At 60.9% G+C, this 12,356-nt stretch carries 12 protein-coding genes; 7 read left to right on the forward strand and 5 right to left on the reverse strand.

Annotated elements, in window-relative coordinates:
• Positions 1–167 precede the first annotated feature (167 nt).
• On the forward strand, positions 168–1,247 hold the full coding sequence (locus HKK53_RS24735) for a DUF6515 family protein (protein ID WP_169372942.1): 1,080 nt from the start codon (positions 168–170) through the stop codon (positions 1,245–1,247).
• On the opposite strand, the gene HKK53_RS24740 is transcribed toward HKK53_RS24735, so the two are convergent.
• Together HKK53_RS24740 and HKK53_RS24745 are read right to left on the reverse strand one after the other, a co-directional pair.
• Positions 1,232–2,137, reverse strand: a complete 906-nt coding sequence (locus HKK53_RS24740) for a cation diffusion facilitator family transporter (RefSeq protein ID WP_169372943.1) — start codon at positions 2,135–2,137, stop codon at positions 1,232–1,234. The genes HKK53_RS24735 and HKK53_RS24740 overlap by 16 nt on opposite strands.
• Before the next feature lie 29 nt (positions 2,138–2,166).
• Positions 2,167–2,586 (reverse strand): polyribonucleotide nucleotidyltransferase, encoded by a 420-nt coding sequence (locus HKK53_RS24745; protein WP_092277683.1) that lies wholly within the window; start codon positions 2,584–2,586, stop codon positions 2,167–2,169.
• Positions 2,587–2,696: 110 nt separating this feature from the next.
• Between HKK53_RS24745 and hrpB the strand changes: the two genes are divergently transcribed.
• Entirely contained in the window at positions 2,697–5,216 is a 2,520-nt protein-coding gene (hrpB, locus tag HKK53_RS24750; RefSeq protein ID WP_169372944.1) for an ATP-dependent helicase HrpB, read from the forward strand.
• A 7-nt stretch (positions 5,217–5,223) separates the two neighbouring features.
• On the opposite strand, the gene HKK53_RS24755 is transcribed toward hrpB, so the two are convergent.
• Together HKK53_RS24755 and HKK53_RS24760 are read right to left on the reverse strand one after the other, a co-directional pair.
• Positions 5,224–6,303, reverse strand: coding sequence for an endonuclease/exonuclease/phosphatase family protein (locus HKK53_RS24755; RefSeq protein WP_169372945.1), 1,080 nt, complete (start codon positions 6,301–6,303; stop codon positions 5,224–5,226).
• Between the two features lie 75 nt (positions 6,304–6,378).
• Positions 6,379–7,053, reverse strand: coding sequence for a YciC family protein (locus HKK53_RS24760; RefSeq protein ID WP_169372946.1), 675 nt, complete (start codon positions 7,051–7,053; stop codon positions 6,379–6,381).
• A 177-nt stretch (positions 7,054–7,230) separates the two neighbouring features.
• Here HKK53_RS24760 and HKK53_RS24765 point away from each other — a divergent pair, with 177 nt between their 5' ends.
• From HKK53_RS24765 to HKK53_RS24780, 4 genes are all read left to right on the forward strand, one after another.
• Complete coding sequence (locus tag HKK53_RS24765) at positions 7,231–7,983, forward strand: DUF2076 domain-containing protein (RefSeq protein WP_169372947.1); 753 nt, start codon at positions 7,231–7,233, stop codon at positions 7,981–7,983.
• A gap of 136 nt (positions 7,984–8,119) precedes the next feature.
• A complete protein-coding gene (locus tag HKK53_RS24770) occupies positions 8,120–8,599 on the forward strand; it encodes a LabA-like NYN domain-containing protein (protein ID WP_054616703.1) in 480 nt (159 codons plus the stop codon).
• Between the two features lie 22 nt (positions 8,600–8,621).
• Positions 8,622–9,233: a 3'-5' exonuclease gene (locus HKK53_RS24775; RefSeq protein ID WP_054052626.1), complete on the forward strand. Its 612-nt coding sequence runs from the start codon at positions 8,622–8,624 to the stop codon at positions 9,231–9,233.
• A 925-nt stretch (positions 9,234–10,158) separates the two neighbouring features.
• The gene (locus HKK53_RS24780) at positions 10,159–10,653 is read left to right on the forward strand and encodes a BRO-N domain-containing protein (protein WP_169372948.1); all 495 of its coding nucleotides are present in this window, start codon (positions 10,159–10,161) and stop codon (positions 10,651–10,653) included.
• 145 nt (positions 10,654–10,798) lie between these two features.
• Here HKK53_RS24780 and HKK53_RS24785 read toward each other — a convergent pair whose 3' ends face one another.
• Positions 10,799–11,251, reverse strand: coding sequence for an Lrp/AsnC family transcriptional regulator (locus tag HKK53_RS24785; protein WP_169372949.1), 453 nt, complete (start codon positions 11,249–11,251; stop codon positions 10,799–10,801).
• Positions 11,252–11,415: 164 nt separating this feature from the next.
• On the opposite strand from HKK53_RS24785, the gene yedA reads away from it, so the two are divergent.
• On the forward strand, positions 11,416–12,342 hold the full coding sequence (yedA, locus tag HKK53_RS24790) for a drug/metabolite exporter YedA (protein WP_169372950.1): 927 nt from the start codon (positions 11,416–11,418) through the stop codon (positions 12,340–12,342).
• Positions 12,343–12,356 lie beyond the last annotated feature (14 nt).

Below are 12,356 nucleotides of genomic sequence, written 5' to 3' on the forward strand. Positions count from 1 at the left end.
AGCCGACGTCATAAGCGTCGAGCACGGACGAAGTTCTCAAAGGGAGGCCGACGGGTCTCCCTTTTTTATTGCTCAATAAATAAGTTGCGTGACTGATAACCTGTTGCAGAACCGGCCTGTGCTTTCCCAGTCTCATGTACAAGCCCTAACCCGCAGTGAGGAAGAGCATGAAGTCGCGCATCTGGCGTTTGGCCGGTGTTGGTTTGCTGTGTGTAAGTGTCAGCGCGCAATCGCTCGCCGATGATCAGGAAAGCCGCAGCCCCCATGGCGGGCAGCGCGGGCCGGAGCATCAGGGTGACAATCAGGGTCAGAACCAGCCTCGTCCGCAAAACAACCCGCAACAAAATCAACCACGGCCGCAGAATACTCCGCAGCAGAACCAGCCGCGTCCGCAGAACAACCAGATCATTCGTGGCGACAACAGCCGCCAGTTCGAGCACAACGGCCAGAACCGGAACGACGGCCAATGGCAGAACCGTCAGCCGCACGATGCCAACACTCAGGTTCGTCCGGCGCCACCGCCGCCGCAACTACCGGCCAATAGCCTGCCGATCCAGGGTCGGCCCGACACCGTGCGCCAGACCCAACAGCCGCGCTACGGTAACTATCAGGACATCCCGCGCCGCAACGATAACAATCAGCACTGGCAGAACGGCAATCAGGGCCCGCGTCCCGATGACCATCGCTGGGAAGGTCGCCCGAACGGGCACGGCAACGGTTGGGGCCCAGGCCCGCAGTATCGTCCCGGTCAGATGGTCGATCGCTTCCCGGACCGCAACTTCCGCGTGCCGTACCGTGGCCAGGACTACTTCTACTCCGGCGGCTACTGGTATCGACCACAAGGTCCGCGCTATGTAGTGGTTCAGCCGCCGCGCGGGATCCGCGTGCACTACATGCCTGACTACGCCCGTGAAGTGTGGATCGGCGGGGCGCTGTTGTTCCTCGCGGCCGGCTCGTATTACGCCTACGAACAAAGTACTCAGGATTACGTGGTGGTCGAACCACCGACAGGCGCCCCACAACCGCAACCGACCAGCAACGGCATTGATGTGACGGCGTATCCGGCCAACGGCCAGTCGCCGGAGCAGGTCGCCCAGGACGGTTACGAGTGCTCGCAATACGCGGTGCAGCAAAGTGGCTTCAATCCGCAAACCGCGACGTACCAGCCTGATCCGTCAGTCGTGCAAGCCTACCGCCAGGCGCAGGGCAACTGCCTGGGCAGTCGCGGTTATCAAGTGACCTTCTGATCCTTGGCTGCCAACACCACTTCCTGCGGGTCGGCGTGCACCAGCACTTCGGCTCGTGGGTAAGCGGCGTGAATGGCATCGGCGGCTTGATCGCTGATGCCGTGGGCGACTGACAACGTCAGCTCCCCCGGCAATTCCAGGTGCAACTGCACAAACCAGTGGTTACCGGAAATCCGCGTACGCAAATCATGCGCCCCCAGCACTCCCGGCACAGCGCACGCCAGCTCCAGCATGTGCTGGCTGACATCCGGCGGCAGTTCTTCATCCATCAGTACCGCGAAACTTTCCCGGGCGATATGCACCGCGCTCCAGAGGATGTACACGGCAATTCCCAGGCCGAACCAGGCGTCCAGTTGATGCCAGCCGAACCCGGCGAGCACCAGTGCCACCAGAATGCTGCCGTTGAGCAACAGATCAGAACGGTAATGCAGCGAGTCGGCGCGCACGGCGTTGGAGCCGGTGGCCTTGATCACCCGATGTTGCAACATCAGCAAGGCCACGGTCAGCGCGAGGGAGAAAATGATCACCCCGATGCTGATCCACGGCGCGCCCACCGGTTCCGGGTGTTTCAAGCGATCGAACGCCTGGAGGGCAATCAGCACCGCACTGCCGCCAATGAACAGCGCCTGGGCCATGCCCGACAGCGATTCGGCCTTGCCGTGGCCGTAGCGATGATCGTCGTCGGCCGGGCGCAAGGCGTAATGCACCGCCAGCAGATTGAGCAGCGAAGTGATGCCGTCGAGTGCCGAGTCGGTCAACCCGGCGAGCATGCTCACCGACCCGCTGAGCCACCAGGCGATAGCTTTGGCAATAATCAGCGTGCAAGCCACCGCCACGGAGGCGCGGGTCGCCAACCGCAGTAGGCGAGCGTGTTCGAGGCTGGTGGTCATGGGTGAAGCAGGCCCTTTAATTGAATGGATTATGCGGCAGGTTGCAGGCCAAACATGGCCAGTTGCTGGGTGCTGCCCTTGTGCTGGATCAGGCGTGGATCGTCCAGCGGGAAGCTGCGGCCCAGCTCGGTTTCCAGAATAGTCTGCAACTTGCGGTTATCGACCTGGCCGTCCGGGCCGATCGCTTCCTTGAGTTTTTCCGGCGCCACCTGCGCGGTCTTGCCCGGTTCAAAATAAATCGCGCCAGTGGCGAAGTCGACGGCAAAAGCGATCAGGCCAGGGATAACGTAGAACAGCAGGCCGACGGCATCGAGCACCGCGATGGCCGGGTCGATCTTGCCGTCAATCTGGCCGCGACGGTCCGGGTAGAAAATCGATCCGCAGGCGGTCACCTGGGTCAGCAGGGTGGCGACCAGAACACCGCCAATCAGGCGAAAGGGGATACGCATATGAAATCTCCTGAGTCATTTGAAAAACGAACGGGCGTCTATATGAATTAGGACTGTGATTAACGCCAAGCAGTTCGCCGTTATACTCGCGCCTCTGTTTGGGAGCCAGCATGATTTCTTTGCCGATTGATGAAGTTTTACCCGCCCTGCGTGAAGCCTTGGCGACACGCCACGAAGCCGTGCTCGAAGCACCGCCCGGCGCCGGTAAAACCACCCGCGTGCCGTTGGCCTTGCTCCATGAGCCGTGGCTGGCCGGGCAGACGATTCTGATGCTCGAACCACGGCGGTTGGCGGCGCGCGCGGCGGCGGAGCGTTTGGCCAGTGAACTGGGTGAGAAGGTTGGTGAAACCGTCGGTTATCGCATTCGTCTCGACAGCAAAGTCGGTCCCAACACCCGCATCGAAGTGGTCACCGAAGGCATTCTGACCCGACGTTTGCAGGATGATCCGGCGCTGGAAGGCGTGGGTCTTTTGATCTTCGATGAATTCCACGAGCGCAGTCTCGACGCGGATCTGGCGTTGGCCCTGAGCCTCAATGGCCGCGAGCTGTTTCGTGACGACCAACCGCTGAAAATCCTCTTGATGTCCGCAACGCTGGAAGGCGAGCGCCTGGCCGGGTTGCTCGATGACGCGCCGATCCTGCGCAGCGAAGGCCGCATGTACCCGGTGGCGATGCGCTGGGGGCGGCCGTTCCAGCCCGGTGAATTTATTGAGCCGCGCCTGGTGCAAACCATCCTCGAAGCCTTGAACGATGAAACCGGCAGCGTGCTGGTGTTCCTGCCGGGGCAGGCGGAGATTCGTCGCGTGCATCAACAACTGGCTGATGCTCTGGGCCAGAGCACGCAAGTTCTGCTTTGCCCGTTACACGGTGAACTTGATCTGGCTGCGCAACGCGCCGCGATTGATCCGGCGCCGGCAGGCTTTCGCAAAGTGGTGCTGGCCACCAACATCGCCGAGACCAGCCTGACCATCGACGGCGTGCGTGTGGTGATCGATGCCGGGCTGGCGCGGGTCCCGCGTTTCGATCCCGGCAGCGGCATGACTCGTCTCGATACTCAGCGTATTTCTCGCGCCAGCGCCACGCAGCGCGCAGGTCGGGCCGGACGATTGGAGCCGGGTGTGTGTTATCGCTTGTGGTCGCAGGATCAGCATGAACAACTGGCGGCCTACGCCAGTGCGGAAATTCTTTCAGCGGACCTTGCCGGATTGGCGTTGCAACTTGGCCGCTGGGGCGTGACACCGGGTCAATTGGTCTGGCTCGACGTGCCGCCTGCCGCCGCGTATGCACAGGCCCAGGATTTGCTCGATCGCCTCGGCGCCCTGGACGGCGAAGCGCTGACCCGGCACGGCCAGGCGATGGCCGAATTGCCGGCGCATCCGCGTATCGGCCATTTGCTGTTGCGCGGACAGGCGTTGGGGCTGGCGGACATGGCTTGCGATGTCGCCGCACTGCTGGGCGAGCGCGATATTGTGCGCGGCGCTGGCGCCGATCTGCACAGCCGATTGGTGCTGTTGTCCGGCGAAGAGCGCGCCGCCCGCGGTGCCCAGGGTGGCGTGCAACGTGCCCGGCAACTGGCGCGGCAGTATCGCGGCTATTTGCGCGGTAAAGCCTCGGAGCCGGTCAGCGATCCCGATCATCCGCGTTGGCTCGGCGCATTGTTGGCGTTGGCCTACCCGGATCGTGTCGCGCAACAGCGGCGGGCCGGTGGCGCGGAATATCGTCTGGCCAATGGCCGGGCGGCGCTGTTCGCCGAGGCCGACAGTTTGATGAAGCAACCCTGGCTGGTGATCGCCGACCTCGGCAGTCGCCAGGGCCAGCGAGAAGAGCGGATTTACCTGGCAGCAGATTTTGATCCGGCGTTGTTCGATTCAGTGCTGGCAGAGCAAGTGCGTTGCGTCGATCAACTGGATTGGGACGAGCGCGAAGGCGTGTTGCGGGCCGAGCGGCAGCGCAAGGTCGGCGAGTTGATCCTCAGCCGCGAACCCTTGACCGGCCTCGACGAAAGCGCCCGCAGTCAGGCGCTGGTCAACCTGGTGCGGCGCAAAGGTCTGGAGTTGTTGCCGTGGACTCCGGAGCTGCGTCAGTGGCAGGCGCGGGTGGCGTTGTTGCGCCAGCTGGACCTTGCTGCCAAGGGCGAAAGTGAATGGCCGGATGTCAGCGACGCCGCTTTGCTTAAAAGCCTTGAACACTGGCTAATGCCGTACCTGGGCAAAGTCTCGCGCCTGAGTCACTTCGCCAACCTGGACCTGTCGAGCATCGTGCATAACCTGCTGCCGTGGCCCTTGCCGCAACGGCTGGATGAACTGGCGCCGCATCATTTGAGCGTGCCGTCCGGGTCATCGATTCGCCTCGACTATAGCGAGCAACCACCGATTCTGGCGGTGCGATTACAGGAGCTATTCGGTCTGGCCGAAACCCCGCGCATCGCCGGTGGGCGGCAGGTGGTCAAGCTGCACCTGTTGTCCCCGGCACGGCGGCCGGTGCAGGTGACCCAGGATCTGGCGAACTTCTGGCGTAGCACCTATGCCGAGGTGAAGAAGGATTTGAAGGGGCGGTATCCGAAACATTACTGGCCGGATGACCCGCTGGTGGCCGAGGCGACGGCGCGGATCAAGCCGCGTAAAAGCTGAAGATCTTTTAAGGTGCCGCCGGCAACAAAAACCGCGCGATCACCGGCAAATGATCGGAAATCCGCAACGTATCGTCCTGCCGCACCGTCGCCTCAACCCGCTTGATCCGCGGACTGTAGAACAGGTAATCAACCGTCCGGTCCGGGCCGTTCAAGCCGGGGTCGTTCGGGTAATGGGTCAGCCACTGCGCCCGGTCGACACCGCTGGCTTCATTATTTGTAGGGATCATCGGGTATTTGTCCCACAGCACATGCAGTGCGCTGTCGGCGGAGTAGGGTGTGCGTTGCTCGGTGGGCAGGCGTCGGTACTGGCCCAGCGGCAAGAGATTGAAATCCCCGCCGATCAGCCACGGCGTGCCACGACTTTCGTATTTGTCGAGGACTTTGGCCACCGCGGTCACCTGCGCTTGCAGGGTGTCGTCGGGTTGGATCACGCGATCCAGATGCGTATTGAGCACTGCGATTTGCCCGCCATCGCTCAGCGGTAGATACGTCGCCAGCAAGGCATTTTTCGGTTTGAATTGACGGCTGATGACATTGGCCGGCGTCACTGGCAACTGCATGCGCTCGGCATGCTTGATCTGGTAGCGGCTCAGGGTTGCCAGTTGCCGGCCGACACTGCCAAAAATGTGCGGCTCGGGGACGAAGTCGGCCTTCCAGTCGAAGGTGTGAGCACTGCATGGGAACAGGTCGGCGACCCGTTCCTGCAACAGTTTGAACTGGTCCTGATAATCGCTGGCCTTGGCGCCGTTATCGAGTTCTTGCAGCAACACAATGTCCGGTTGCTCATCACGAATCACACGCGCCACTTCATCGAGGCTGAACGCCATGTCTTCAAGCGTGGGGTTTTCATCATCGCCCTGGGCCAGGTCGTTCCAGAATACGTAGCGTTTGCCCGCCAGGTACTGGACGTTCCAGGTCATCACCTTCAAGGCCTGGCCGGGGACCAGAGTTGGCGCCTTGGCGTTGCAGCTGACCGGCAACACTTCCTTGGCTTCGGGGCGCCAGGTCACGCTGTAGATCAGCAGGCCGGCCAGGCCGACGATCAGCAGCAGGCCCAGCAGGGTGTAGCGCAGTAGACGGGTCATTGGCTCGGCTTATAGCGTTACAAAGATGACCCCGAGCATACCCGAGAGCAGTGCCGGCGCCCAAGGGTAGAGCAGTCAGACTGTTCCGTCGTTTTTGTCAGGCGCTTCGCCGATCAGCATGAACAGACGGAACAGGACCACGCTGGTGAACAGTTGCAAGAAGCTGTGGGCGCTGTCGATCAGCAAGCCGAGCACCGGGTTCTGTGGCTCCGGGTAGACCTCCAGGCTGGCACCCTTGAGCAACCACAACGGTGCCATCACCGCCAGAATGCACACGAGGATCCGCAGGAAATGGCCGCGGGTCAGGCGCAGGCTTTCCTTCATCGCCGCCAGTGGCGCCAGGCCGCGCAGCACTAGCAAATACTCAGCGAATGCGAGGGTCACCATCAGCCAGATGCCCGGCAGGAAATACAGCGACAGGCCAATAAGAATCAGCAGCGTATTGAGCGCGGTGAGCAGGGCGAAGCGCGGCCACAGGGTCGCGGACATGGCCAGCAGGTCGCGGATGCGCGGCGATTCGCCACGGCTGCGAGCATCGAGAAACAGGATCAGCGCGGCGGTGTACAGCGGATACACCAGCAAACCGACAATCACGCTGTACCCGGGGAAACTGTCCGGTTCGGTGGTGTTGTCGACGATTTGTTGCAGGAACGCCTCGAAAATCACCAGCGGCAGGCACAGTTGCACGATCTGGCCCAGATTGCGCTTGAAGAAATACAAGGAGTCACGCAGCACTTCGAACGGATTCATCAGTCGGTATCGCAGGTTAAAAGCAGTCCCACACTTTAACCGATGAAACGCCGGGGGGCGCAAACGTAAACGTTAGGTAAAGGCCATTGAAACATCCTGTTGCAGCCCCATTACTGTCAAGCACCTTATCCACAGTGGATGAGGGTGACGATATTCCCGGCAATCTACGAGGTCGCCATGAACAGCGAAGAACAAACCCTGATCGATGGACTGTTTTCCCGGCTGCAACAGGCCGAAACGGACTCAGCCCCGCGCGACGCCCAGGCCGAGACGCGGATCAAGGAGCACCTGACTCGCCAGCCCGCCGCGGGCTATTTCATGACCCAGGCGATTCTGGTGCAAGAGGCTGCGATCAAAAGCCTCGATGAACAGAACAAGCAACAGGCCCAGCAGATCCAGCAATTGCAGGCCGAACTGCAACAGGCCAAGGCATCCGCGCCGGCCCCGAGCGGTGGTGGTTTCCTGTCGAGTATCTTCGGCGGCGGTTCCCGCGATCCGCAGCCTGCGCCGACGCAAAGTCCACCGCCCGCGACCGGCGGCTGGCGTGAACCGGCGCGGCCATCGTTCAACTCACAACCGCCCCAGCAAAACTTCGGCGCCCCGCAACAGAACTACGCGCCACAACAACAGGCGCCGGTGGGTAGTGGTTTCCTCGGCGGCGCCCTGAAAACCGCGGCCGGCGTGGCCGGTGGCGTGATGCTGGCGCAAGGCATCAGCAGCCTGTTCCACAGCAATCAACAACCCCAGGAAATCGTCGAAGTCATCAAGGAAGAGCCGGCCCAGGTCAACGACCATAGCGGCAACGACTGGAACAACGACCAGAACGTGGCCGGTAACGACTCCAACGACCAGGGCAATTTCACCGACGCCGACTACAGCGATGACAGCTCGTCATTCTTCGGCGGCGATGACGACGACTCCTTCGTCTGACCCACCACTCGTCCGGGGCGCATAAGCGCCCCGGGCCGATTATTCGCGGAACAATCCTCCGGGCTGGCATACTGGGCGACTTTTCGGGCCTAGTGCCGGATTCAAGCCTGCGCCTGTGCGCCAAGAGGGAAATGCGATGAAGAAAATCGCAGTGTTCGCCGACGTTCAAAACCTCTACTACACCGTGCGTCAGGCCTATGGTTGCCACTTCAACTATGCCGCGCTGTGGGCTGATATCAGCAAACAGGGCGAGATCGTCGAGGCGTACGCCTACGCCATCGATCGCGGAGACAGCAAACAGCAGCAGTTCCAGCAGATCCTGCGCAACCTCGGTTTTGTGGTGAAGCTCAAGCCGTACATCCAGCGCAGCGACGGTTCGGCCAAGGGCGACTGGGACGTGGGCATCACCCTCGACATCATGGACGCCGCGGATCACGTCGACGAAGTGGTGCTGGCCTCCGGCGACGGTGATTTCGACATGCTGCTGGAGCGCATCATCAGCAAGCACGGCGTGCAAGCCGTGGCCTACGGCGTGCCGGGCCTGACCGCCAACTCGCTGATCCGCGCCGCCAGCCGCTACGTGCCGATCGAAGGCGCGTTGCTGCTCAAGAATTGATTTTTACGGAGTTGAAACAGGTTTGGAACGCATAGCAGTCATCGACTTTGAAACCACCGGGATCTCCCCGAGCAGCAGCTGCCGGGCCACGGAAATCGCCGTGGTGATCCTCGAACAGGGGCGCATCGTCGAGCGTTACCAAAGCCTGATGAACGCCGGCGTACGCGTGCCGGCCTTCATCGAACAACTCACCGGCATCAGCAACGCCATGCTGCGCACCGCGCCCTCGGCCGAGCAGGTGATGAACGAGGTGAACGAGTTCGTCGGCATTACGCCGCTGCTGGCGCACAACGCGGCGTTTGACCAGAAGTTCTGGGATTTTGAACTGGGGCGAATCAAGCGTACGCGGTTGCAGAACTTTGCCTGTTCGCTGCTGCTGGCCCGACGTTTGATGCCCGCCGCGCCGAACCACAAACTCGGCACCCTCACCACCTTCGCCAGCCTGCCCAACACCGGCAAGGCTCACCGGGCGATGGCGGATGCGGAAATGGCGGCGAACCTGACGACGCACCTGGCTGAGCAACTGCGCCAACAACATGGGTTGCGCGAGTTGTCCCATGATTTGTTGGTCAGCTTGCAGAAAGTGCCGGCGGCGAAGATCAACGAACATCTCAAGCGCCATCGCGGGTTCTAGAATTTAGCGGTGCTGATCGTTCCCACGCGACCCGTGGGAATGCCTCACCGGACGCTCTGCGTCCGCTCTTGGGACGCGGAGCGTCCCTGGCTGCATTCCCACGCGGAGCGTGGGAACGATCTAAAACCTCAAGCGCCATCGCGGGTTCTGACTGACACCCTGCCTATGATCGTTCCCACGCGACCCGTGGGAATGCCTCACCGGACGCTCTGCGTCCGCTCTTGGGACGCGGAGCGTCCCTGGCTGCATTCCCACGCGGAGCATGGGAACGATCTAAAACCTCAAGCGCCATCGCGGGTTCTGACTCACACCCTACCTATGATCGTTCCTACGCTCTGCGTGGGAATACCTCACCGGACGCTCTGCGTCCGCTCTTGGGACGCGGAGCGTCCCTGGCTGCATTCCCACGCGGAGCGTGGGAACGATCTAAAACCTCAAGCGCCATCGCGGGTTCTGACTCACACCCTACCTATGATCGTTCCTACGCTCTGCGTGGGAATGCCTCACCGGACGCTCTGCGTCCGCCCTTGGGACGCGGAGCGTCCCTGGCTGCATTCCCACGCGGAGCATGGGAACGATCTACGTCAGATTGGTGTTTAACGGCGGCTCCGGTTTGATGATCAGTCCTACCGAATTTTAGGGAATGTCTGTCTTGCCCCTTATCTGGGGCATCGATAACCTTTTGACCGTCGCTGAAAACTCAGCGATCGGGTCTGCAAGCCCACCGTAGTTTGTAGGAGATAACATGCGCACCTATAATCGCGTCGCTTTCATTAGCGCCCATCGATTTATGGTAGCTGTGTGCGGGAGACCTTCGGGTCTGCCGAGAGTATCTCCTACTCGGTCTTGCAGGCCCGCGCATAGCTGCCACCCATCATCTGCAAGTGATGTTGGTAGCTCCGACTTTAAAAAGGAGAAAATCGACATGGTCAAAATTACCCCTAATCCCCCTATTCCCTTCATCCCCCAAACCTTCATCCGCCATCACATCCAATTGCGAGCCCTTTTGCTGCACGCAGAAGCCTGGTTCTGCGCCCGGGATATCGGCCGGTTAATGGGCGTAGAAATAAACGGCCGTTACGCACTCAAGCTCGACGCCGATCAACGCCGGATGATGTGTTTATCCGGAAGCGACGCCCTCCTGGAAACGCTGATGCTGAGCGAATCCGGCGTATACGCGATGCTGGTCTATCACTACTGCCCGGAGAACCGGCATCTGCGGCGTTGGCTGACCCATCACGTAGTGCCGATGCTGCGGGACGGTGGTGGGGTGGCTTCGAATCAGGCGCCGAGTTTGCGCTTGATGGAATGGGCAGGAGGCACGTTGAGCCTGTTGCATTGGCGGACGGAACCCTGGGTTCGTTTAAAAGATATGCCGTGTTTGTTGGGCGCCGGATATAGCGGCGTTCGCGGATTCTGACGACAGCGCTGAACCTCTGTAGGAGCTGTGTAGGAGCTGTCGAGTGAAACGAGGCTGCGATCTTTTGATCTTGCCCTAAAAAACAAGATCAAAAGATCGCAGCCTCGTTTCACTCGACAGCTCCTACAGGGATCCTACGGGATTGCTATTTGCCGTTCCCTTCCAACTGCCCCAACGGCACCCGCTTTTCTATCGCACTCGACAACACAATCGACGTCTTGCTGAAGCCAAACTTGGCAATGCGATTGATCAACTCTTCCAACTCCGGCATCGACCCCACCGCCGCCTGCATGATCACGCACGGATCACCGGTCACTCGATGGCACTCGGTCAATTGCGGGATTTTGATCAGGTCGTCGTAAGTCTTCTGGTTACCGTGCTGGTTCAGGCGCAGTTCGATGACGCACTGGATCGGCAGGCCGATTTTCGACATATCGACTTTCGCCTGGTAACCGGTAATCACCCCGGACGCCTCAAGCTTGGCCACGCGCTCGGCCACGGCCGGGGCGGACAGGTTCACTTTGCGCGCCAGTTCGGCGTAGGACGCGCGACCGTTTTCCAACAGGGCGCTGAGGAGCATGCGGTCGTACTTGTCCATCGTCGGATTCCTGAAAATGACATGACTTTCGAAAACACGGTTTATCGCGCAGATCTCCGTGCTTTGAAAAGTGTACCGGTGCGATAAACAGGTTTTGTAACTTATTTTTACGGCTTGGCCTTTCTAGAATATCCAATCTCCTTGTCCTGCCTTCGAGCTGCCCAATGCCTGGCTTACGTCGCTTCCCCCTACCGTTGATCGCCGCTTTTTTCGCCTTGTACGTGATTTGGGGCTCGACCTATCTGGTCATTCGCATCGGCGTGCAGTACTGGCCGCCGTTGATGCTCGGCGGGATTCGCTTTGTGATCGCCGGGACGCTGATGTACGCCTTCCTGCGCTGGCGCGGGGCGCCGGCACCCACTTGGGCGCAGTGGAAAGCGGCGGGGATCATCGGGATTTTGCTGCTCAGTTTCGGTAACGGCGCGGTGAGCGTCGCTGAGCACACTGGCGTGGCGTCCGGTGTTGCTGCGCTGGCGGTGGCAACGGTGCCGCTGTTTACCTTGCTCTTCGGCTATTTCTGGGGCGCGCGTAATACCCGTCTCGAATGGGCCGGGATTGTGCTCGGGCTGATCGGCATCGCCATGCTCAACCTTGGCTCCAACCTGCAATCGAGCCCGTTGGGCGCGGCGTTGTTGGTGTTCGCCGCCGCGACCTGGGCCTTTGGTTCGGTGTGGAGCAAACACTTGCCGTTGCCTCAAGGGGCGATGGCCAGTGCCGTGGAAATGCTGGTGGGCGGCGTAGTGTTGCTGATCGGCAGCGCCGTCAGCGGTGAACACCTGGACAGCGTGCCGCCGATGGAAGGCTGGGCCGCATTGGCTTACCTGATCGGCTTCGGTTCGATCATTGCCTTCAACGCCTACATGTACCTGTTGAAAAATGTGCGTCCGGCGGCGGCCACCAGTTATGCCTACGTCAACCCGGCGGTGGCGGTGTTGCTGGGGATCGTGTTTGTCGGCGAGACCATCGGGATCGAGGAAGCGATTGCCATGGCGGTGATCATCAGCGCCGTGGTGTTGATCGGTTTGCCGCAGTGGCGACGAGCTCCAGTGCGACCTGTGGCGGTGGCGCCCGCAGAATCCCGTGTGAATTAGGGTAAACTGCGCGC

The organism is Pseudomonas sp. ADAK7 (assembly GCF_012935675.1).
GTDB lineage: Bacteria > Pseudomonadota > Gammaproteobacteria > Pseudomonadales > Pseudomonadaceae > Aquipseudomonas.

What these genes read in the sequence shown, in the direction of transcription:
- HKK53_RS24735 (WP_169372942.1), top strand. Translation starts at nt 168, where the DNA reads ATGAAGTCGCGCATCTGGCGTTTGGCCGGTGTTGGTTTGCTGTGTGTA.
- HKK53_RS24740 (WP_169372943.1), bottom strand. Translation starts at nt 2,137, where the DNA reads ATGACCACCAGCCTCGAACACGCTCGCCTACTGCGGTTGGCGACCCGC.
- HKK53_RS24745 (WP_092277683.1), bottom strand. Translation starts at nt 2,586, where the DNA reads ATGCGTATCCCCTTTCGCCTGATTGGCGGTGTTCTGGTCGCCACCCTG.
- hrpB (WP_169372944.1), top strand. Translation starts at nt 2,697, where the DNA reads ATGATTTCTTTGCCGATTGATGAAGTTTTACCCGCCCTGCGTGAAGCC.
- HKK53_RS24755 (WP_169372945.1), bottom strand. Translation starts at nt 6,303, where the DNA reads ATGACCCGTCTACTGCGCTACACCCTGCTGGGCCTGCTGCTGATCGTC.
- HKK53_RS24760 (WP_169372946.1), bottom strand. Translation starts at nt 7,053, where the DNA reads ATGAATCCGTTCGAAGTGCTGCGTGACTCCTTGTATTTCTTCAAGCGC.
- HKK53_RS24765 (WP_169372947.1), top strand. Translation starts at nt 7,231, where the DNA reads ATGAACAGCGAAGAACAAACCCTGATCGATGGACTGTTTTCCCGGCTG.
- HKK53_RS24770 (WP_054616703.1), top strand. Translation starts at nt 8,120, where the DNA reads ATGAAGAAAATCGCAGTGTTCGCCGACGTTCAAAACCTCTACTACACC.
- HKK53_RS24780 (WP_169372948.1), top strand. Translation starts at nt 10,159, where the DNA reads ATGGTCAAAATTACCCCTAATCCCCCTATTCCCTTCATCCCCCAAACC.
- HKK53_RS24785 (WP_169372949.1), bottom strand. Translation starts at nt 11,251, where the DNA reads ATGGACAAGTACGACCGCATGCTCCTCAGCGCCCTGTTGGAAAACGGT.
- yedA (WP_169372950.1), top strand. Translation starts at nt 11,416, where the DNA reads ATGCCTGGCTTACGTCGCTTCCCCCTACCGTTGATCGCCGCTTTTTTC.